20 protein-coding genes are annotated in these 20,743 nt (G+C 70.6%); 11 read left to right on the top strand and 9 right to left on the bottom strand.

Annotated elements, in window-relative coordinates; translation table 11 throughout:
- Window positions 1-41 precede the first annotated feature (41 nt).
- Window positions 42-2,909, bottom strand: coding sequence for an FAD-dependent oxidoreductase (locus ACFHNC_RS13005; protein ID WP_437169641.1), 2,868 nt, complete (start codon window positions 2,907-2,909; stop codon window positions 42-44).
- Window positions 2,910-2,977: 68 nt separating this feature from the next.
- Between ACFHNC_RS13005 and ACFHNC_RS13000 the strand changes: the two genes are divergently transcribed.
- From ACFHNC_RS13000 to ACFHNC_RS12990, 3 genes are all read left to right on the top strand, one after another.
- The gene (locus ACFHNC_RS13000; protein ID WP_437169640.1) at window positions 2,978-3,889 is read left to right on the top strand and encodes a dihydrodipicolinate synthase family protein; all 912 of its coding nucleotides are present in this window, start codon (window positions 2,978-2,980) and stop codon (window positions 3,887-3,889) included.
- A gap of 32 nt (window positions 3,890-3,921) precedes the next feature.
- On the top strand, window positions 3,922-4,746 hold the full coding sequence (locus ACFHNC_RS12995; protein ID WP_437169639.1) for an ABC transporter substrate-binding protein: 825 nt from the start codon (window positions 3,922-3,924) through the stop codon (window positions 4,744-4,746).
- Window positions 4,747-4,896: 150 nt separating this feature from the next.
- Entirely contained in the window at window positions 4,897-5,586 is a 690-nt protein-coding gene (locus ACFHNC_RS12990) for an amino acid ABC transporter permease (protein WP_437169638.1), read from the top strand.
- 3 nt (window positions 5,587-5,589) lie between these two features.
- On the opposite strand, the gene ACFHNC_RS12985 is transcribed toward ACFHNC_RS12990, so the two are convergent.
- From ACFHNC_RS12985 to ACFHNC_RS12970, 4 genes are all read right to left on the bottom strand, one after another.
- Entirely contained in the window at window positions 5,590-6,018 is a 429-nt protein-coding gene (locus ACFHNC_RS12985; RefSeq protein ID WP_437169637.1) for an NUDIX hydrolase, read from the bottom strand.
- Between the two features lie 149 nt (window positions 6,019-6,167).
- A complete protein-coding gene (locus ACFHNC_RS12980) occupies window positions 6,168-7,727 on the bottom strand; it encodes a class I adenylate-forming enzyme family protein (protein ID WP_437169636.1) in 1,560 nt (519 codons plus the stop codon).
- Entirely contained in the window at window positions 7,724-8,461 is a 738-nt protein-coding gene (locus ACFHNC_RS12975) for an enoyl-CoA hydratase/isomerase family protein (RefSeq protein WP_437169635.1), read from the bottom strand. The genes ACFHNC_RS12980 and ACFHNC_RS12975 overlap by 4 nt, the downstream gene beginning before the upstream one ends.
- A complete protein-coding gene (locus ACFHNC_RS12970) occupies window positions 8,458-9,642 on the bottom strand; it encodes a CaiB/BaiF CoA transferase family protein (protein WP_437169634.1) in 1,185 nt (394 codons plus the stop codon). The genes ACFHNC_RS12975 and ACFHNC_RS12970 overlap by 4 nt, the downstream gene beginning before the upstream one ends.
- Before the next feature lie 120 nt (window positions 9,643-9,762).
- On the opposite strand from ACFHNC_RS12970, the gene ACFHNC_RS12965 reads away from it, so the two are divergent.
- Window positions 9,763-10,737: a Bug family tripartite tricarboxylate transporter substrate binding protein gene (locus ACFHNC_RS12965; protein WP_437169633.1), complete on the top strand. Its 975-nt coding sequence runs from the start codon at window positions 9,763-9,765 to the stop codon at window positions 10,735-10,737.
- Between the two features lie 2 nt (window positions 10,738-10,739).
- Here ACFHNC_RS12965 and ACFHNC_RS12960 read toward each other — a convergent pair whose 3' ends face one another.
- Window positions 10,740-11,603, bottom strand: a complete 864-nt coding sequence (locus ACFHNC_RS12960) for a CoA-binding protein (protein ID WP_437169632.1) — start codon at window positions 11,601-11,603, stop codon at window positions 10,740-10,742.
- Window positions 11,604-11,632: 29 nt separating this feature from the next.
- On the opposite strand from ACFHNC_RS12960, the gene ACFHNC_RS12955 reads away from it, so the two are divergent.
- Genes ACFHNC_RS12955 through pcaG form a run of 3 tightly spaced genes read left to right on the top strand, consistent with a single transcriptional unit; the run spans window position 11,633 to window position 14,093 of the window.
- Window positions 11,633-12,772: an ATP-grasp domain-containing protein gene (locus ACFHNC_RS12955; RefSeq protein ID WP_437169631.1), complete on the top strand. Its 1,140-nt coding sequence runs from the start codon at window positions 11,633-11,635 to the stop codon at window positions 12,770-12,772.
- Window positions 12,772-13,476 (top strand): protocatechuate 3,4-dioxygenase subunit beta, encoded by a 705-nt coding sequence (locus tag ACFHNC_RS12950; RefSeq protein WP_437169630.1) that lies wholly within the window; start codon window positions 12,772-12,774, stop codon window positions 13,474-13,476. The genes ACFHNC_RS12955 and ACFHNC_RS12950 overlap by 1 nt, the downstream gene beginning before the upstream one ends.
- Window positions 13,473-14,093, top strand: a complete 621-nt coding sequence (gene pcaG / locus ACFHNC_RS12945) for a protocatechuate 3,4-dioxygenase subunit alpha (RefSeq protein WP_437169629.1) — start codon at window positions 13,473-13,475, stop codon at window positions 14,091-14,093. Before ACFHNC_RS12950 ends, pcaG begins: the two co-directional genes overlap by 4 nt.
- 64 nt (window positions 14,094-14,157) lie before the next feature.
- On the opposite strand, the gene ACFHNC_RS12940 is transcribed toward pcaG, so the two are convergent.
- Together ACFHNC_RS12940 and ACFHNC_RS12935 are read right to left on the bottom strand one after the other, a co-directional pair.
- Window positions 14,158-14,622: a DUF3237 domain-containing protein gene (locus tag ACFHNC_RS12940; RefSeq protein WP_437169628.1), complete on the bottom strand. Its 465-nt coding sequence runs from the start codon at window positions 14,620-14,622 to the stop codon at window positions 14,158-14,160.
- 9 nt (window positions 14,623-14,631) lie between these two features.
- Window positions 14,632-15,048, bottom strand: a complete 417-nt coding sequence (locus ACFHNC_RS12935) for a rhodanese-like domain-containing protein (protein WP_437169627.1) — start codon at window positions 15,046-15,048, stop codon at window positions 14,632-14,634.
- 111 nt (window positions 15,049-15,159) lie between these two features.
- Between ACFHNC_RS12935 and ACFHNC_RS12930 the strand changes: the two genes are divergently transcribed.
- A complete protein-coding gene (locus ACFHNC_RS12930) occupies window positions 15,160-15,321 on the top strand; it encodes a hypothetical protein (protein ID WP_437169626.1) in 162 nt (53 codons plus the stop codon).
- Window positions 15,322-15,370: 49 nt separating this feature from the next.
- Here the strand turns inward: ACFHNC_RS12930 and ACFHNC_RS12925 are convergent, their stop codons facing one another.
- Window positions 15,371-16,105, bottom strand: coding sequence for a glycerophosphodiester phosphodiesterase family protein (locus ACFHNC_RS12925; protein ID WP_437169625.1), 735 nt, complete (start codon window positions 16,103-16,105; stop codon window positions 15,371-15,373).
- Window positions 16,106-16,264: 159 nt separating this feature from the next.
- Between ACFHNC_RS12925 and ACFHNC_RS12920 the strand changes: the two genes are divergently transcribed.
- The 3 genes from ACFHNC_RS12920 to ACFHNC_RS12910 all read left to right on the top strand — a co-directional run bounded on the left by ACFHNC_RS12920 (window position 16,265) and on the right by ACFHNC_RS12910 (window position 20,740).
- The gene (locus ACFHNC_RS12920) at window positions 16,265-16,585 is read left to right on the top strand and encodes a hypothetical protein (RefSeq protein WP_437169624.1); all 321 of its coding nucleotides are present in this window, start codon (window positions 16,265-16,267) and stop codon (window positions 16,583-16,585) included.
- Between the two features lie 162 nt (window positions 16,586-16,747).
- Window positions 16,748-17,815 carry a TRAP transporter substrate-binding protein gene (locus ACFHNC_RS12915; RefSeq protein WP_437169623.1) on the top strand — a complete coding sequence of 356 codons (1,068 nt, stop codon included), beginning with the start codon at window positions 16,748-16,750 and terminating at the stop codon, window positions 17,813-17,815.
- Window positions 17,816-20,740: an ATP-binding protein gene (locus tag ACFHNC_RS12910; protein ID WP_437169622.1), complete on the top strand. Its 2,925-nt coding sequence runs from the start codon at window positions 17,816-17,818 to the stop codon at window positions 20,738-20,740.
- The last annotated feature ends 3 nt before the right edge of the window (window positions 20,741-20,743 follow it).

Genomic DNA, 20,743 nt, shown 5'->3' with positions numbered 1-20,743 from the left:
GCTTTGGGTCGAAAGCGGACATAGTGAGGCTCTCTCCTCGCTCAAAACCGCCCCACCCCAAACACCCCCGGCGCCCCCTTCCCCCCACGCACCCCCTCCGCCACCAACCGCCCGCAAACCGGCCCCAGCGTCCACCCGTTGAACGTCACCGCATGGTGCAGCCCCTGCACCCGAGGGTCCGCCCCCAGGATCGGCCCCGGCACCTGCACGTTCAGCCCGGTCCAGGCCCGTATCACCTGAAGCCCCGCCAGCGCCGGCAGCACCGTGCCCGCGACGAACAGGTTGCCCTCGATCGACTCCCGCAGGTTGCGCGGCCGCCCCGCCGCATCCAGCACGCCGGGCCAGGCGCCGCCGAGCACTAGGTGGCCGGCATCGCCCTGCTTGGCCGAAAGGTGCCGGCTGCCATGCAGCACCAAATGGCGCATCACCTCGCCGCCCGCCGCCTCCGTCACCATCACCTGCTGCACCGCCGCCCGCACCGGAATCGGCGCCCCCATCATCGCGGCGAATTCGCCCGCCCAGGGACCGCAGGCATTCACCACCTGCCCGGCGCGGATCACGCCGCCCCCGCCTGTCTCCGCCCGGAACCCCGCCCCATCCTGCACCATCGCCGCGATGGTGGTGCCACCCCGCACCGAAACGCCCGCGCGCCGCACCAGCGACAGCAGCGCCGAAAGCCCGCGCAGCGGGTCCATCTGGCCCTCCGGCGCGCAGAAGGCCGCACCGGCAAAACCCGGGGCGAGGTAGGGCGCGACGGACATCAGCTCATTCGCGCCGAGCACCCGGCTATCCACGCCGAAGGCCCGCTCCATCGCCACCTTCGCCCGCAGGCTTTCCAACTGTGCCGGCGTCTCCACCAGCATGATCCCGCCCTCGGTGCGGATGCCGAGGCTCTCGCCCGCCTCCGCCGCAATCTCCCGCCACAGCGCCACGGATTGCGGGCCGATGGACAGCACCTGCGCCGCCGCGCTGTCCGGCCCTTCCTCCGCCCCCGCGCTGTCATAGGCGTGGAGCTGGATGTGCAGGCTGCCGGCATTGCCGGTGGTGGCGCCCTGCCCCGGCTCGCCGCGTTCCGCGAGGATCACCGAAAGCCCCTCCCGCGCACAATACAGCGCGGTGGACAGGCCGAGCGCGCCGCCGCCGACCACCAGCACGTCGCAAGTCTCGGCAGGGCCGGTGGCGGGGGCGCGGTGGGCCGGCAGGATGGGGGCGGGCTGCACGGCGGGGCCTTCGAGCCATTCCGGCTTCTCCATGGCCAGCGCGATGGCCGGCACCGGCTTCAGCGGCGCGCGGGGGGCGGCGAAACCGGCTTCCTCGGAGGCGCCGACGATGCGCGCCACCGTCGCGCCGCACATGCGGCCCTGGCAGCGGCCCATGCCGGCGCGCGTCGCCTTCTTCACCGCGCCGAGGGAGGCCGCGCCCTCGGCCATCGCGGCGCGCAGGGTGCCGGCGGAGACTTCCTCGCAGCGGCAGACCAGCGTGGTGTCAGCCAGGCTGCGCGCATCGAATTCCGGCACGGCGAAGAAGCGCCACAGCGCGTCCTGGAAACCGATGGCGCGGGACAGGGCGCGGCGGCTGGCGGTGTCGTCGGCCAGGCCCGGCCGCAGATCCCGCGCCGCCGCCAGCCCGGCCAGGCGGCCGCGCGCGAAGGCGATGCGCGCGCCGCCCACCTGCGCGCCGTCACCCACGGCGAATATTGCCGCAATGCTGGTGCGGCCATCCGCATCCGTCACCGTCTCCAGCCGGCCGAGGCCGCTATCGATGAAGCGATGCGCGCAGCCCAGCGCGCGGGCCAGGCCGGTTTCAGGCTGGAAGCCGAGGTTCAGCGCCAGCGCATCGGCGGCGATGCGGATTGTCCCCGATGGGGTGGTGGCGTGCAGTGCGACGAAGCGGGTGTCGCCCTCCGCCGCTTCCGGGCGTGCGCCCCAGATCACCGGCACGCCGGCGCGCTTCAGCCCGGTCAGGTAACGCGCGCCGTCCCAGGCGAGGTCCGGTGCGCCGGCGGCCAGCCGCAGGGCCTGCCGCACGCCCCGAAAACCGGGAAAGGGCGCGGCCTCCAGCACGGCCGCCACCTGCACGCCGCCCTCCACCAATTCGCAGGCCAGTTGCAGGTTCAGCGGGCCGTTGCCGGCGATCACCACACGTTCGCCCGGCGAGACGCGATTCGCGCGGGCCAGGGTTTGCAGGCAGCCGGTGGTCATCACGCCCGGCAGGGTCCAGCCGGGAATCGGCACCGGGCGCTCGTGGGACCCGGCCGCAATCACCAGGCGCCGGGGCCGGAACACCACATTGCGGCCCTCGACCAGTGCCGCGATCTCATCCGGCCCAAAACCGCCCCAGACGGTGGCGCCGAATCGGAACTCCACGCCGGCCGCGATGGCGCGCGCGCGCAGCTCGGCGCCCTGGCGGAACTGGCGGTCCGGTGCCGCATGGTCGTGGCTGGCGGCGAGTGGCTTCAGGTACTGCCCGCCCGGTGCGTCGCGTTCATCCAATGCGATCACATGGCAGCCGGCCTCCGCCGCGGCGATCGCCGCCGAAAGGCCCGCGGGGCCGGCGCCCACCACCAGCAGGTCGCAGGCCAGTTCCTCGGCCTGTGCATGTGGCGGCGGCGCGAGGCGCGCGGGCTGCGCGGGGGCGGCGCGCTCCACCACCATCCCCGGCGCGACCTTCGCGAGGCAGGCGCGCTGGTTGGCGCGGCCGTCGATGGTGACCAGGCAATCGAAACAGGCGCCCATGCCGCAATGCAGCCCGCGCGGCGCGCCGGACTGCGTATACCGCAGCGTCAACTCCCCGGCGGCCGACAGCGCCGCGGCCACCGTCTCCCCATACAGCGCGGGAATCGGGCGACCATCGAAGGTGATGCCCACCGCTTCGGCAGAGGGGCGGATCGCGGCGTGAGTAAGTCGCATGGGATGGGCTTGATGCTTTCGCGGAAAGGCGCATGGATGATGGCCGTTCGCGCAGTGGGAGCAAGCCAATGGCCGTCAAGAAATTTCGCGGCTGCTACACGGTCCTGATCACGCCCTTCACCGAGGGCGGTGAAGCGGTTGATCTGAAGGCGTTGGAGCGCCTGGTGGAATTCCAGATCCGCGAGGGTATACGCGGACTGATCCCGCTCGGCTCGACCGGGGAGTTCCTGTCCGTGTCGCCGGAGGAACGCACCGCGATCGTCGAGACGGTGGTGAAGACCGCCGCCGGCCGCGTGCCCGTGCTGATCGGCACCGGCGCGGAGGATACGCGGGAGGTGGTGCGCACGTCGCGGGAGGCGGAGGCACTCGGCGCGGATGGCGTGATGATCATCCCGCCCTTCTATTCCGTGCCGACGGAGGATGAGCTGTATGTCCACTACAAGAAGGTGGCGGATTCCATCGGCATCCCGATCATGGTCTACAACAACCCGGCCACGGCGAATGTGGATCTGACGCCCAAGATCCTCGCGCGGCTGGCGACCATCGAAAGCTGCCTCTACGTGAAGGAGAGCACGCTGGAGGTGACGCGCGTGCGCGACATCGTCGATCTCTGCGGCGACCGCATGGAAGTGTTTGCGGGCGTGCTGGGGTATGAAAGTGCCTGGCTCGGCGCCATCGGCTGGGTCGCGGTGTGTTCGAACCTGGCGCCGAAGCTGAGCACGGAGATGTTCCACGCGGCGGCCTTCGACAAGGACATGGACAAGGCGCTGCCGCTGTACCGCCAATTGATGCCGCTGCTGCCCTTCGTCGGCGGGCCGCGCTACGTCTCCGGCACGAAGGCCGGCTTCCGGTTGATGGGCATGCCGATGGGCGATCCGCGCCCGCCGCGCCTGCCGCTGCCGGGGGCGGATGTACCGCAACTGGCGGCCGTGTTGCAGGGGCTGGGTCTACTCGCCGAGGGTGCGCGCCAGGCGGCCTGAGTTCGTTTCAAACAAACAGGGAGTTTCAAATCATGCGTCGTCTTCTTCTCGCCGCCGCGCTGGCGGCTTTCGCCTCGCCGGCTTTCGCGCAAGCGCCTGCCGGCTGCACGCCGCGCGTGGCGAATTCCGAACTGGTGAAGCCGGGCACGCTGATCATGTCGATCAACCCGACCCTGCCGCCGCTGCAATTCGTCAACGCGCAGGGCCAGCTGCAGGGGCTGCGCTTCGATCTCGGCCAGGAGATCGCAAAGCGCCTGTGCCTGACGCCGGAATGGGTGCGGATCGAGTTCAGCGCGATGATCCCGGGCCTCGCGGCGCGGCGCTGGGACGTGATCAACAGCGGCACTTTCTTCACCCCGGCGCGCGCCGAGATCATGCAAATGCTGCGCTATGAGAATGCGGCCGTCGCCTTCTCCGCCGCGCGCGGCAACCCGCTGAACATCAGCACCGTTGATGACCTGGCCGGCAAGACCGTGGGCGTCGAGATCGGCGGCTTCGAGGAAGCGCGCACCCGGGCGCTGAGCGCGGACCTGGTCGCGCGCGGCAAACCCGCCATCACCATCCGCACCTTCGACAATTTCGCCATCGCCTTCCAGGCGCTGCGCGTCGGCCAGGTGCAGGCTGTGACGAGCGTGGATGCGGTGGCCGCCGAATACGACCAGCGCGGCGATTTCCCCCGCGTGCTGCACGGCCTGTTCCCCACCCCCGCCAGCCTCGCCATGCGGTCCCGCCCCCTGGCGCAGGAAATCGCCAAGGTGCTGACGGAGATGAAGGCGGATGGCAGCTATGACCGGCTGTTCGACCGCTACGGCGTCAGCAAGTACGAGGCGGGCTTCGAAGTCGTCGGCCCGCAATAACCGCCCGACATTTCTGGCGGCCCGCGCAATTCGCGCGGGCCTAGGCCGCGAATGCGGACCGCGCCCAAACCATCACACCTGCCAGGCACGACCGTGCACGGCGCGAAGCCAAGCGGCCGCAGGCCGCGCCCGGCGTTTGAAGGCATGTAGATGCACATCTGGTCCTGGCAGGGGTTCTTCGACTACCTGTTCAATCCCTTCCTGCTGGAGGGCGCGGTCACCACGCTGTGGCTGACCGCGGCCTCCCTGTTCTTCGGCCTGATCCTCGGCATTGTCGTCGCGCTGCTGCGGCTTTCCGGCAACCGGTGGCTGGCCGCGCTCGCCAGCTTCTACTGCTGGATCTTCCGCGGCACGCCGCTGCTGGTGCAGCTGCTGATCATCTATACCGGCCTGCCGCTGTTCGGCATCCGCTTCAGCGTGACGCAGGCGGCGCTGCTGGGCCTCGCGTTGAACGAGGCCGCCTATCTCAGCGAGATCGTGCGCTCCGGCATTTCCGCCGTGGGGCCAGGGCAGCGCGAGGCCGGGCTGGCGCTGGGGCTGAAGAAGATCCAGGTGTTCCGCACCATCACCTGGCCGCAGGCCTTCCGCATCATCATTCCGCCGCTGGGCAATTCGGTGAACGGGCTGCTGAAGACCACCTCGGTTGCCAGCGTGATCTCGATGGAGGAGTTGCTGCGGCGCACGCAGATCCTGATCCAGGAACGGTTCCTGGTGCTGGAATTGTTCATGGCCGCGGCCTTCTGGTACCTGGTGATGACCACGGTGTGGGACCTGGTGCAGCGCCAGTTGGAAAAGCGCTACGGTCGCGCCTACGTCACCACCGCCGCCGACCGGCGCTGAGCCTCAGCCGGCGGCCAGCGCCCGAAGCAGCGCCGCCAGTTCCGGCTCCGCCACCAGCCCTGCGGCGGTGGCCGGCGTGACGAGGCGGCGTTCCCGCTGGCGGCGTTCCGGCCAGTCATGCAGCAGGCGGGCCACGCGCAGGCGATAGACCAGCACCTCACAGGGCAGCAGCACACCGCCGGGCTGGCGCTTCTGGTAGCCGAACCGGCCGATCGGCTCCGGCTCAGCCTCGCCGACGATGCCGGCTTCCTCGAAGGCTTCCCGCGCCGCGCTGCGATGCGGCTGTTCGCCCGGCTCAATCCAGCCCTTGGGAATCACCCAGCGCCGCGTCTCGCGGCTGGTCACCAGCACCACGCGCAGCGCCGGGCCCAGGCCGGTCAGCGGCAGGGCGGCGCATTGACGGCGGAGGTCGACCACCGCATCAGCGGGCATCTTTCCCTTGGCTCCCCGGATCATGGAAAGGCGGCCCATCCGCCTGCGAAATCGCATCAAATCCAAATGGACAATTCGTGGCCCTATGTGAAGTGCTTGTGAATCAAGCTGTGCATTTCATACGGATGACCAGATTTGTCATCGAGTTGTCACAGGCCCAGCAGCGCCAGCGCATGCGCCCGCAGCTTCACCTTCTGCACCTTGCCGCTGGCCGTCATACCGATCGACTCGAATCCGTCGACGATCGCCAGGTGCCGCGGCATGCGGAAATTGGCCAGGCGCGGCTTCAGCCAGGCGAGCAGTTCGGCCTCCGTCACCGCCGCACCGTCGCGCAGTTGCACGAAGGCGGCCACCGCCTCCGTCAGCCGCGCATCCGGCACGCCGACCACCTGGGCGAGCGCCACGGCAGGGTGCGCCGACAGCACTTCCTCCACCTCGGCGGGTGCGACATTCTCGCCACCGACGCGGATCACATCCTTGATGCGGCCGACCATCCGCAGCCGGCCATCTTCGTCCAGCGTGCCGAGGTCGCCGGTGCGCAGGAAGCCATCCGGCGTGAAGGTCCGTGCCGTCGTCTCCGGGTCGTTCAGGTAGCCGCGCATGATCGACCAGCCCTTCACCTGAATCTCCCCAGCGGTGCCGAAAGGAAGCGGCGCGTTCGTCGCGGGATCGGCGATGCGGACCTCCAGCCCGGTATGCGGCACGGCGCCGCCGGCGATGCGGGCGCAGGCGGGCTCGCGATGGTCGGATAGCGCGACATTGGGGGACGCCTCGCTCAGCCCATAGGCCCAGCACAAATCCGTGATGCCCATCTCCTCGACGATCCGGCGCATCGTTTCCGGCCCCGCCGCGGCCCAACCGCCGCGCAGATGCAGCCGGGCGCGGTCGAATCGGGGGTGGGACATCAGAAGCTGGAAGATCGCGTCATTGCCCGAGGTCAGCGTGCAGCACTCGCGTTCCAGCAGGTCCAGCGCGGCGCCCGCCTCGAAGGTCGGCGGCGTCACCATCACGGCACCGGTCGCGAGGCACACCAGCAGCGAGAGCGTCGATCCCGCGACATGGAAGAAGGGCCGGCAGTTCAGGTAGCGATCATCCGGCCGCACTCCGAGCTTCGCCGCGCAGGCGGTGGCGTTGCGCAGCATGTTGTGGTGCGTCAGCAGCACGCCCTTCGGATGCGCCGTGGTGCCGGAGGTGTATTGCACCAGCAGCACATCCTCCGCCGTGACGGCGGCCATCGCGGCCTCCAGCGCGGCTTCGTCCACGGCCTGCGCGCGAAATGCGTCCCAGCCCGGCGTGCCGGCCACGACCACATGGCGCAGCTCGGGCAGTTCGCCGCGCACTTCCGCCACGGCCGCGGCAAAATCGATGTTGAGGAAGCGGCCGGCCAGCAGCACCGCCTTGCAGCGCGCGCGGCTCAACGCGAAGGCGATCTCGGGCGGTTTGAAGCGGGTGTTGACCGGCACAGTCACCGCGCCGATCAGCGCGGCGCCGTAGAAGCTGGCGACCCAGTTCGCGTCGTTGCCCATCAGCAGCGCGACGAAATCGCCGCGCCTGATGCCAAGCGCCAGCAGGCTGCGCGCCACGCCGCGCGCCTCCGCGCGCAGTTCCGCATGCGTCAGCCGCACGCCATCCGCCACCAGCGCCTCCGCATTGCCGCGCCGCGCGGCGTTGACGTCGAGCAGGTCGGCCAGGCGCGTCGTCCAGCTCATCGCCCAAAACCCGACATGGCGCTGCGCCATTCGGCGGCGGCCAGGCTGTCCTCGATCGCCAGCAATTCGGTGGCCAGCGCGCCGCGCGGGTCGCGTTCCAGCCCCTCATCGATGCAGCGCTTTGCCAGCGCCAGGGCGGAGGCCGGTGCCTTCAGGATGGTGGCGGTGATCGCCGCCAGCGTGTCCGCCACCGCATCCGGCGCCACCAACCGCGCGACCAGCCCGGCGGCTACTGCTTCCTCCGCGCCGAGCACGCGCCCCGTAAACATCATGTCCTTCGCCAGCCGCTTGCCGAGGATGCGCGGCAGGCGCTGCGTCGCCCCCACCGTACCCCATAGCGCCTCCGGCGTCTTGAAACTGGCTGCGGGTGTGGCAAGGATCAAATCGCAGGCTGCGGCGATCTCCACGCCCGAACCCACGGCCGGGCCTTCGACCACGGCGATGGAGGGCATCGGCAGCCGCTCGATGGACTCGTAGGCCCAAAATCCCTTCACCCGGCGCGCGCGCACCGCGTTGTCGTCCATGCCCTGGCGTTCCTTGAGGTCTGCGCCGGCGCAGAAGACCGGGCCGTTGGCGCGGATCACCACGCACTTCGCCCGGGCTTCCGTGGCGCGGCGGCAGGCGGAGGCAAGCGCCTCGGCGAGCGCCAGGTTCAGCGCATTGCGCGCCTGCGGCCGGTCCAGCGCCAGCGTGACCAGGCCATCAGCCTCCGTGTACAGCAGCGGCTCCGTCATATCGCGCCTTCCTCCCGCAACGCGGCGATCCTCGCCGGGTCGTAGCCAAGTTCACGCAGAACCTCGTCGGTGTCGGCACCCAACGCCGGCGCCGGCAGCGGTGCCGGGTCGGCGAAGCCATCGAAGCGGAACGGCAGGCGCAGCGCCGGGTGGCTGGCCGCGCCATGCGCCACCTGCGCCACGCTGCCGCGCGCCTGCACATGCGGGTCCGCCACCACCTCATCGAGCGCCAGCACCGGGCCATTCGGCACATTCGCCGCATCCAGTACCGCGACGGCCTGCGCGCGCGTCATCGCGCTGAGGGCGGCGGACATCGCCGCCATGATGTGCTCGCGCTGTTCCAGCCGCTGCGCGTTGGTCGCCAGCCCCGCCAGTTCGGGCAGGTCCAGCGCGGCGCAGAGCGGCGCCCAATGCTGGTCGCTGGCGGTGATGTGCAGGAAGCGGCCATCCTGGCAGCGAAAGCTCGCGGTCGGCACGCGGCCGGGATGTTCCGTGCCGAGCCGCGGCGGCACCTCGCCCAGCGCGAACAACCGCGCGGCGGCGATGGTCAGCAGCGCCACCTGCCCGTCCAGCATGCCGAAGTCCACATGCGCGCCTTTGCCCCCCCCTGGGCCGCCCGCATCCCGCCCGCGCAGCGCCGCCAGCAGCGCGATCGCCACCCACAATCCGGTGGTGAGGTCCGCCACCGGAAGCCCCGGCTTCACCGGCCCGCCGCCCTTCTCCCCGGTCAGGCCCATCAGCCCGCCCATGGCCTGGAACACCGTGTCGTAGCCCTTGCGCTGCGCATAAGGCCCGGTCTGCCCGAAGCCGGTGCAGGACAGATAGACCAGACGCGGATTCACCTCGCGCAGCGCGGCGTAGTCGAGTTGGCGCCGCGCCAGCGTGCCGGTCGGGAAGTTCTCCACCAGCGCATCCGCGCCTGCCGCCAGGTCGCGGATCACCTGCCGCCCGCCGGCTTTCCGCATATCCACGGTGATGCTGCGCTTGCCGCGATTGCAGGCCAGGAAATAGCCGCTGGTGCCGAAATCGAAGAAGGGCTCGAAGCCGCGCGTCTCATCCCCGGTTCCGGGCTGCTCCACCTTGATCACGCTGGCGCCGAGCTCCGCCAGCAGCATGGTCGCGAAGGGGCAGGCCAGCACCCGCGACAGGTCCAAAATGCGAAGCCCCTCAAGCGGCCGCATGCCGCCACCCCCCGCCTGACCCATGCCACCCCCCGTTCCGTGCTTGCAGGAATGGGGCGGCTTGGTTGAGGATGTCAACGGTAAGGGCCAGCAGAGCCCCAGGGATGGAGACCAAGAAAAATGCACATCACCCGCCGCCACGCGCTGGCTGGGCTTGGCTTGGCGCCGCTCGGCCTGGCCCCGGCTGGCGCGCAGGCGCAGGCCGCCTGGCCGAACCGGACCGTCCGCTTCATCGTGCCTTTCGCCGCCGGCGGCCCGGTGGAAGTTCCGGCCCGCTTCATCGCCGAATCGCTGGGCAGCAAGATCGGCCAGCCGGTGCTAGTGGAAACGCGGCCTGGCGCGGGCGGGTCGCTCGGCGTGCAGGCGGTGGTGCAGGCGAATGACCCGCACACGCTGCTGTTCACCACGTCATCGGTCGCCATCGTGCCGGCGCTGATGGCCAACCCTGGCTACGATCCGTTCCGCGACCTGGTGCCGATCACAATGGTCAGCGAGGCGCCGATGGTGATCCTGGCGCGGCCGGAGAATCCGATCCGGGACCTGGCGGATCTGATCGCGCGCGCCAAGGCGGCGCCGGGCGCGATCACCTACGGCACCTCCGGCGTCGGCTCCACCACGCATCTCGGCGGCGCGCTGCTGGGCGTGCGGGCCGGGATCGACCTGCTGCACGTGCCCTATCGCGGCGCCGGGCAGGCGGTGACGGCGCTGTATGCGGGCGATACGGATCTGCTGGTGACCGGCACGATCGAGGCGCTGACCCATCTGCGCGACCGCCGCCTGAAGGCCATCGCCGTGACCAGCGCCGAACGCGCCACCAGCCTGCCGGACGTGCCGGCGATCAGCGAGGCGGTGCCGGGCTACGCCATGACCATCTGGTACGCCATGTTCGGCCCGCGCAACACGCCGCAGGAGGTGGTGGACCGCCTGGCGCGGGAGGTGGCGCCGATGGCCCGGGGCAACATGCTGGCCACCCGCATGGAGGAAAGCGGCGCCACCCTGCTGCTCGACGGCCCGGCCCGCCTGGCGGAACGCCTGCGCGTCGAGGTGCCACAGTGGCGGGATGTGGTGGCCCGCGCGGGCATCCAGGCCGGGTGAAGCTACAGCCCCGCCAGGGCGGCAACGGCCTGTTCGGGCCGTTCCACAGCCATCGCGCCGGCCCGCGCCAGCGCGGCGAGCTTGGCCGCCGCCGTCTCCCGCTCCGCCCCCGCCAGGGCGCCGGCATGGCCCATGCGGGTGCCGGGCGGGGCGTGGCGGCCCATCACCAGCGCGACCAGCGGCTTGCCGAGCGCGGGCAGCGCCTCGGCCAAGGCGTATTCCTTGTCGCCGCCCAGCTCACCGCAACACAGCACGGCGCGGGTGCCGGGGTCGGCGGCCAGCATCGGCAGGTATTCATGCGGGTTGCGGCCGATCACCAGGTCGCCGCCCATGTGGATGACGGCGCTCTGGCCGATCCCGGCCTCGGTCAGCAGTCGGGCCAGCGCCAGCGTCAGCGTGCCGCTACGGCAGAGCAGCGCGACCGATCCGGGCCGGCAGAATTCCGGCGCGATGGAGCCGAGCAGGGTGCGGCCCGGAATGCACAGGCCGAGCGTGTTCGGCCCGACCAGCCAGCACCCCGCCGCCCGCGCTTCCTGCGCCGCCTTAAGGCTATCCTGCACCGGTACGTATTCGGCCGCCGCGACGATCAGTGGAATGCGCGCGGCGATGGCGGCCCGCACCGCATCCAGCACGCCGTCGGGTGGCGTGTAGAGCACCGCGGCATCGGCCGGTTCATCGAGCTGCCCGAAATCATCCAGCAGCGGCAGCCCATCCTGGCTGGTGCCGCCGCGGCCGGGCGCGATGCCGGCCACCAGGCTGGTGCCGGCGGCGCGCATGGCGGCGACCTGGGCGCTGGCATAGCGTCCGGTCGGATTGACCACGACCACGCGGCGGGGCGCATCCTGCAGCAGATTTGTTGGCATCATTCTCGGACAGGGACAGGGATCGCGGCACGATGCGTCTGACGGAGTGGGACGGCAAGACGGCGCTGCGGCGCCACGGCATCGCGGTGCCGCCGGGTGTGCTGCTGACAGGCGCCGCGGAGGGTGGCTGGGAGGGCGCGGTTGTGAAGGCGCAGCTCCTGGAGGGTGGCCGCGGCAAGCGCGGGCTGGTGCAGCGCGGCGAAGCGGCGAGGCTGGTGCCGGAGATTCGCGCGCTGCTCGGCGATGCCGGCGCGCCGCTGCTGCTGGAACGGCCGGTGGATATCGCGCAGGAGATCTTCCTGGCGCTGCGCGTGGACGGCACGGTGCAGGCGCTGGAGGTGCTCTGCGCGCCCGAGGGCGGGGTCGAGGTGGAAGCCAGCGCGCCGCCGCTGCGCTGGCACATCCTGCCCGAATCCCCCGCCGCCCTGCCCGACAGCCTCCGCATCCTGCGCGGCGCCTTCCCGGCCGATCTCGCGGCACGCCTGGCGCGGCTGGTGGTGCGGCTGGCGCGGGTGATGGTGGCGGAGGATCTGGAGAGCCTGGAGATCAACCCGCTGGCGCGGCTCGCCGATGGCACCCTGGTCGCCTGCGACTGCAAGGCGGTGCGCGACGAGGCCGCCGGCTTCCGCCACGACAGCGAGGCCACGGCGCTGTCCGCGGGCCTGGAATCCGCCGCGATGACGCCCCTGGAACGCCGCGCGCGGGACGAAGGGTTCCAGATGGTCGAAATCCCTGACGGCCGCGTTGCCATGGTCACTGCTGGCGCGGGGCTTGGCATGATGATGCTGGACCTTCTCGGCGATGCCGGCTGCCCCGCCGCCTGCTTCATGGACAACGCCCAGGGCGGCCCGGTGGAGACCGCGCCGCAGCGCTTCGCGATCGCCTTCGAGATGGCGCAGCGTCCGGGGATCGACGCCGTGCTGTTCTACACCACCCTCGCCTCCCGCCCCTTGAAGGGGCGGGTGGAGGCGCTGGCGGCGCAGTTGCGCGGGCAGCCTTCCCCAAAGCCGCTCTTCGTCGGGCTGGCGGCGGGACATGCGGCGCTGGCGGGCTATTCCATGGCGCAGGCGGCGGCCGACCTCGCCGCGGTGGGCGTCACGGCGCTGGAGGCCGACCCACACGCGCTGGTCCGGCAATTGGCCACAGCAATCGGCCCGAGGAGGACCGCCTGATGCACCCGCCCGACCGCTTCGAGCCGCTGGATCCGGCGACGCAGCCGGTGGTGCCGGTGCCCGGCTACCCCAACACCATCCGCCGCAACCCCTCCCGCGCCCCCTTCCGCCGCGTCCTGACCCGCACGGAGCTGACCGGGCCACTGGACCTGTCCGCGAAACTCCGGCCCGGCGATGACAATTTGGCGGAGCTGGCGCCCGGCCGCATGGCGCAGGGCCAGCTCATCCATGTCGGCGGGCGCGTGCTGGATGAGGATGGCAGGCCGGTGGCCGGCGCGATCGTGGAGCTGTGGCAGGCCAATGCCGGTGGACGCTACTTCCACCCGATCGACCAGCGCGACGCGCCGCTGGACCCGAACTTTATCGGCAATGGCCGCACCCGCAGCGACGCCGAGGGGCGCTACGGCTTCTTCACCATCAAGTCCGGCGCCTATCCGGTGCTCGATAGCGGGCGCTGGTGGCGGCCGCCGCATATCCATATTTCCGTCCTTGGGCCGGGGTCCCTCATGCGGCTGGTGACGCAGATGTATTTCCCGGGCGACCCGCTGAACGCGATCGACCGCATCCTGAATTCGGTGCCGGATGCCGCCGCCCGCGCCCGCTGCATCGCAGGCTTCGTGGCGCCGGAGGCGGTGGCCGGCGATTGGCAGGGCTTCACCCACGACCTGGTCCTGCGCGGCCGCCACGCGACTCCGCCGCTGTGAGCGCGCGCCCCAACGCCCCGCTGGTGCCCACCGCCTGGGCCACCATTGGCCCCTTCTTCCCGCAGACCTTCTTCCGCGATGGCGACAACGACCTGACGCGGCTGGCGCCCGAGGCCCCGCAGACGGCGCTGGGCAGGCCGATCTGGCTTACGGGGCACGTCCTGCAGGAGGGCGGCGGCCCTTGCGTGAATGCCGTACTGGAAGCCTGGCAGGCCGATGCCGCCGGCCGATTCCGGCATCCGCGAGACCCGGACTGGCAGAAGGCCGATCCCGGCTTCTTCGGCTGGGGCCGCGCCTGGACGGATGCCGAGGGGCGCTTCGCCTTCCGCAGCATCATCCCCGGGGGCTACCGCGATGCCAGCGGCCCGCGCGCGCCGCACATCAACCTGGCGATCATCGGCAGCGGCATCATGGGCCGGCTGGCCACCTGCGTCTTCCTGCCGGATTTCGCCGAGGCCAATGCGGCGGACCCGGTGCTGTCCTCCCTGCCCGAGGCGCTGCGCCCGCTGCTGGTCGCCCGCGCCGATGGCCAGGGACCGGATGGCGCGCCGCGCTTCAGCCTGGATTTGCTGCTGCGCGGCGATGCGGCGGCGGAGACGCCGTTCTTCGAGGATTGACAGGCTGCTACGAAGGCCGCCTCCACCCAGGTGAAGGTCCTTCGAGGCGAATTTTCGAAGCCTGCTACAGCACCGCATACACATCATAGATCGGACCACTCGGGAAACGGTGGCCGACGCCCACCGCCATCACACGGTTCAGCCATTCATGCGGCCCCGGCCCGGTCTCGAAGCGCATGGCGACGCGCATATAGTAGCTGCCCGGCTCCATCGCCTCCCCGGCCGCCATGCGCGCGGCGATCTCGGGCGGCGCGTGGCGGATGCCCTGGTAGGTGGCGCCGATGACCTGCCCGTCATCCGCCTGGAGCACCACCCGCACATCCAGCCGCGTGCCGCCATCGGATTGCGTCACCAGCCAATCCGCCCCGCCCGGCAGTACCTTCCCCGACAGCCCCGGCCCGGCAAAGCGCCCGCCGGTGACGAGGAAGACGCGGCGATCGCCGATCGGGCCGGCGCCGATGGCCTGCGGGCCCTCCACCGACAATTCCAGGCGGAACAGAAAATCGGTGTTCAGTGGCATGCGTTCCATGGTCATGGCTCAGCGCTGCCGCCAGGGCAGGCCATCGGCCTTCCAGCCGGCGACGCCACCGCGGTGCCCGTCCTGGTCCACCGGCCCCTCGAATCCGTCGGCGACGTTGAAGGCGTGCGGAAAACCGTGCTGCTGCGCAGCCTGGCCGGCGGCCAGGCTGCGCGCACCTGAACGGCAGATGAAATAGAGTTTGGAAAGCGGCGTGGCGCCGGCGCGGTGCAGTTGCTCCACGAAGGTGCCGTTCACCTGCATGCTGGGATAGACCTGCCAGGGGATCAGCGCGACCTGCTTGCCGACCTCCCCGAGGTCCGGTAGTCCGACGAAATTCCACTCGGCATCGGTGCGGACATCGACCAGAATGGCGTCGGGGTCCTCCACCAAGGCCTGGTAGGTGGCACGGGGCGTCACATCGGGAACACCGGTCATGGCTTCCTCTCCGTCGGTTGATTTCCGGCAGGATGGGGCCTTCGTCGCCGGGGGACAACCACAGCGTGCCGCGCACAGTCCTGCGTGGCGAGAATAGGGGAAGAGCAAAGAATGTCCGAGACGCACGAGACCGAGGCGACGCACGACCACATGGGCCGCAAGATCGTCGACACGAAGGGCGCCGCCTTCCAGCAGGACCTGCCCTGGATCATCGCGATGGTGGCACTCACCGTGTTCACGATCATGGCGCTGGCCGGCTACTTCCGGCTGTAACCCGAACCCCGCAGGCCGCCCCGTCGCAGGGGCGGGTGCGGGGAAGGCTTCAGCGCGCGGCGCGCAGCGCGATGGCCAGGGGCGGGTCGTCGGTCGCGAAGATATCGACGCCGAGCGCGAGCATCCGCCGGATGCTCGGCGCATGGTTGGCGCCCCAGGTGCCGATGCCGATGCCGGCGGATCGCAGGCCGGCCACCAGCTCCGCATCGATGGCGCTTTCCTGCACGCCTATTTCGGGGAAGCCATAGGCCTGCGCCGTGGCCACCAGCCCGGTCAGGCCGAGGTCGCGCAGTGTTGCGACTTCCAGAAGCCAGGCAACCCCGGCGAGGCCGCCCGCGGCCTGTGCCTCCGCCATGGTGCCGGCGTGGAAACCGATGATCCAGCTTCGCGCCCGCTCCCCCGCCTGGTCCAGCACCGCCAGGGTGGCCGGGACGATGCCCGGATAGGGCTGGCCGGTGGCGCTGGCCTTGATCTCGATTCGCGGCGCCACCGGCGTTCCGGCCAGGATCGCGAGATAGTGCGCCAGCGTCGGCGGCGCCTCCCCCTCCGTTCCGCGCACCCGAACAGTGGCGAATTCCGCTGCGGTCAACGCCGCGACGGGGCCGCGCCGGTCCGTGGTGCGGTCGAGCGTGGCGTCGTGCATGACCACCACCTGGCCATCCGCGGTCAGGTGCACATCGCATTCCGCCTGCTCCAAGGCCAGGCGGGCGGTGTTGCGGAAGGCGAGCGCGCTGTTCTCGGGCCAGAGGAACAGGCCACCACGATGGCTGGCGATTCGGGTCATGGGCTGGGTCCGGGGGCGTATCGCCGCGCACTCTCGCCCCGCTTGCGCCGAAGCACCAGGGCGGTTCCGGGAAGTTGCATCGGATTGCAAGCAAGGCAAGCTTCAGCGCATAAGGGTCGTGGCCGATCCATGGTCACAGCTAGCCGCGCGGAGGGCTCCATGACCCTGTCCATCGTCATCCACCGTCCGGAATCCGGTCCATCCGGCAGCCCCCCGGTGGCCGATGCAGAGGCCATGCGCCTCGCCGTGCGCGATGCGGTGTGGGAGATTGCCGATGCCCACTGGACCATGGGCGACGACGCCATCCTGGTCTCCACCGACCTGTCACCCGCCTACATGCTGAGCCATTTCCGGCGCGCCCTGGCCCGGCGTGGCTTCGAGCGCAGCGGTTTGCTGCTGGTCACCGGCGTCGGCCCACGGGCCGCCTGGTCTGACCTGCCGGAGGAAGCGGAAGGCTGGCTGAAGGACGTGCTGGCCTGAACCGCCCGGCGCCTTGGCGGCACATCACGCGATTGCATGGGGCGCCACTCGCGTTATGGTTGCTGCAATCGTTAACGATGTTGTTGTAGGATGATCGCGTGGCGGGACAGTTCGCCACGGTCCGGATTTTGGCGGGCACCTCAGTCTGCCAGGGAGGCCCGCATGTTTTCGGCTCGTCGCCGCATTCACATTCTTCTCACCGCGTTTTTCCTCGCCATTGGGTTCAGCGCCGACGCCGCTCATGCCGAGCAGGCGCCGATCCGTCTGAAGATCGTCGGCGGCCTCGCCGATGTCAGCCAGTATGTGCGGTATGAGGAACCCTTCTGGCGCACGCGCATTGCCGAGCTGACCGAGGGGCGGGTGCAGGCGGAGATCGCGCCCTTCGACCGCAGCGGCATCCGCGGGCAGGAAATGCTGCAACTGATGCGCCTTGGCGTGGTGCCCTTCGGCACGGCGTTGCTGGCCGTGGTCTCGACCGAGGAGCCGGAGTTCAACGCGGTGGACCTGCCGGCCCTGGCGCCGGATATCGCCAGCCTGCGGCAGACCGTCTCCGCCTTCCGCCCGCATATCGAACAGGTGCTGCGCGAGCGCTACCAGATCGAGTTGCTGGGCATCTACACCTACCCCGCGCAGGTGGTGTTCTGCACCCGTCCCTTCACCGGCCTCGGCGACCTGTCCGGCCGGCGCATCCGTTCCTCCTCCGTCGGGCAGTCGGAGATGCTGCAGGCGCTGGGCGCGACGCCGGTGGTGATCCCCTTCGCGGAGGTGGCGCAGGCGATCCGCAGCGGCGTGGTGGAATGCGCCATCACCGGCACCCTGTCCGGCAACGCCATCGGCCTGCATGAGACCACCAGCCATGTGCACGCCATGGCGCTGGCCTGGGGCATTTCCATCTTCGGCGCCAACGCCACCGCCTGGGCCGCCATTCCCGCCGATCTGCAACAGGTGATCCGCGACGGGATCATCGATCTCGAACGGCAGATCTGGGTCGCCGCGGACCGTGAGACGGGTGAAGGCCTGGCCTGCAATGCCGGCCTGCCCTCCTGCACCGCCGGGCGCCGCGGCAACATGACAGTGGTGCCGGTCAGTGCCGCCGATGATGAGCGGCGCCGCCGTCTGCTGACCGAGGTGGTGCTGCCGCGCTGGGTCAACCGCTGCGGCATGGATTGCGTGGAGGCCTGGAACGAATATCTGGCCCCGACCATCGGTCTGCAGGCGCGGCCCGAATAAATGCAGACCGCCCGCCGCCTTCGCCTTGCGGTGCTTGCTGCCGTCATCCTCCTGCTTCTGGCGCAGGTGGTGGCGACGGCGATGCTGCTGGAACGGTCGCGGGAGGCAGCGCTGGCGGCGGCGACCGATACGGCGGACCGGGTCAGCCGCGCGGTCGAATCCTCTATCAACCGCAGCTTCGTCCAGGTGGATGCGATGCTGGCGGGGCTGCCCGCCATCCTCGCCCCCTATGCGCGTGACGGCCGCTTCGATGCGAATGCGGCCGGGCGGGTGATGCGGGAGCTGAACAACCAGAACTTCACCTTCCGCGACGTGCTGCTGGTGCGGGACGATGGCATGCCCATCGCCACATCCCTGGCCGTGTCCCGCCGCCGGCCGCTGCCCCTGCCGCTGGGCGCCGCCTTCACGGATGCCACGCCGAATGCCGGCAGCGTGATGATCGGCGGGCCGGTGCAGAACCCCGCCACCGGCGAATGGGCGCTGTTCTTCGCTCGTCCGGTGGTGATGCCGGTCCTGGGTGCCGTCACGGCGGTGGCGGAAGTGCCGGTGCCGATGGTGGGCAGCCTGCTTGCCGTGGGCGGCAGCGCCCCGGGGCTTCGAATCACGCTGGAACGCGATGACGGCACGCTACTGGCCGCCCTGCCGCATGACGAAACGCGGATCGGCCGCCGCATGTCGCAGACCGCCGCCTCGCTGACCGGGCTTTCGGAAACCCGCAGTCGCTTCAACGGGGAACCGGCGCTCATCGCGGTGCGGCCCACGCTGTATCCCTCCTTCTCCATCGTCACGACCATGGAACTGAAGGCGGCGCTGGAGGGCTGGAGCACGGACCGCGAACGCGCGCTGCTGGTCTCCGCCGCCTTCGCCGCCCTGGTCCTGGCGCTCGCCGCCGCCCTGCTGCTCGGCCTGCGGCAGCGGGAGAAGGTGGAGGCGGAGCGCGCGCGCTGGCGCTCCACGCTGGAGAATGCGCTGGAGAGCATGTCGGACGGCTTCGTCATGTTCGGGCCGGATGACCGGCTGATTGCCTGCAACCAGCGCTACAAGGAATTCTACGCCATCTCGGCGCCCTTCATCAAAGCCGGGGCGGCGTTCCGCGACATCATGCGCGAGGGTGCGCGCCGCGGGCAGTACCCCCAGGCGGTGGGCGATATCGAGGCCTTCGTGGCCGACATGGACCAATGGCGCCACGCCAACAACCCGCCGATCGAGCGGCTGCTGCCGGATGGCCGCTGGGTGCTGATCACCGAGCGCAGCACGCCCGATGGCGGCACGGTGGGCATCCGCACGGACATCACCCCGATGAAGCGGGCGATGGACGACCTGGCCCAGGCGCGAGACACGGCGCGCGCCGCCGGCGAGGCGAAAAGCCAGTTCCTGGCCCGCATGTCGCATGAGCTGCGGACGCCGCTGAACGGCGTGCTCGGCTTCGCGCAGGTGCTGCTGCGCGACCCGAACCTGACCGAGGAGCAGCGCGACCAGGTGCTGACCCTGCATGAGGCCGGGCAGCACCTGCTGGAGCTGGTGAACAGCCTGCTCGACCTGTCCAAGATCGAGGCCGGCAAGCTCGACCTGCATCTGCGCGACGTGGCGGTGCGCCCGCTGCTGGAAGCCTGCGCCGGGCTGCTGGCGCCGGAGGTGGACCGCAAGGGCATGGTCCTGACGCTCGACATCGCGCCCGGCACGCCGGAGGCAGTGGAGGCGGATGCAACGCGGGTGCGGCAGATGTTGCTGAACCTGCTGTCCAACGCGGTGAAATTCACCCCACCCGGTGGCCGCGTGGAATTCCGCGCCCGCCCATTACCGGATGGCCGCCCCGGCCTGCGGATCGAGGTGCAGGATACGGGGCCGGGCGTGCCGCCGGAAAAGCGGCATCTGCTGTTCGAGGATTTCTCCCAGCTTTTTCCCGTCGCTGGGCAGGAAGGCGCCGGCACCGGGCTGGGGTTGGCGATCTCGGCCCGGCTGGCCGCGGCGATGGGCGGGCGCATCGGCTGCGACAGCGAATTCGGCCCGGGCGCGCGCTTCTGGGTGGAATTGCCGCTGAAGCAGGTGCCGCTGCCTGCCGCCGCGACGACCCTGGCGGCGCGCCCGGCTGATCCCACGCCATCCACCCCCGTCCGCAGCCTGCGGATCCTGGTGGCCGATGACGTGGCCGCCAACCGCATGGTGGCCCGCGCCATGCTGGTCGGCGTCGGGCATCGCGTCGACAGCGCGGCGGATGGGGCGGAGGCCTTGGCCGCGGTCGAGCGTGAAGCCTATGACGTGGTGCTGATGGATGTGCAGATGCCGGTGATGGATGGGCTGGAGGCCACCCGCCGCATCCGTGCGCTGGACAGCGCCCGCCGCCGCGTGCCGGTGCTGGCCGTCACCGCCTCCGCCCTGCCGGAACAGGTTGCCGCCTGTCATGCCGCCGGCATGGATGGACACCTCGCCAAGCCGATCGACCGCGAATCGCTGATCATGGCGGTGGCCCGGCTGGCGGGCGGGGACACCCTGCAGGCGACCACCAATATCGCCGCGGTGGATGAGCAGCAGCCGCTGCTGGACTTGTCGGCGCTACGGAACCTGGCCGCCGATCTCGGGCCGACCGCCGATGCGGTGATCTCCGAATTCGTCTCCGAGGTGCGGATAGGCTTCGAGACCTTGTCGGTTCCCGCCATTCTCGATGACCTGCCCCGTATGCGCCATGCCGCGCACCGCATGCTCGGCGCCGCGCGCACCCTGGGTGCCCGGCGCCTCGGCGCGGTGACGGAGGCGCTGCAAAAGGACATGAATGCGGAGCAGGATCTGGCGGCGCCGCTGCGCCTTGTCCTCGACACCGCCGCCGCCACGCTGCCGCTGATCGAGGCGCCGCTGGGTTCCCTGGCGCAGAACGATTCCCCCTCCCGCAGCCGCGCCGCGCGGCTGGCGCAGGGCGTGGCGGACTGAAGG

It is taken from the genome of Falsiroseomonas sp. E2-1-a4, assembly GCF_051433165.1.
In the GTDB taxonomy this organism is placed as follows: domain Bacteria; phylum Pseudomonadota; class Alphaproteobacteria; order Acetobacterales; family Acetobacteraceae; genus Falsiroseomonas.
Note: the sequence above shows the minus strand (reverse complement) of the source record. Positions and strands in the feature narration are given on the sequence as shown.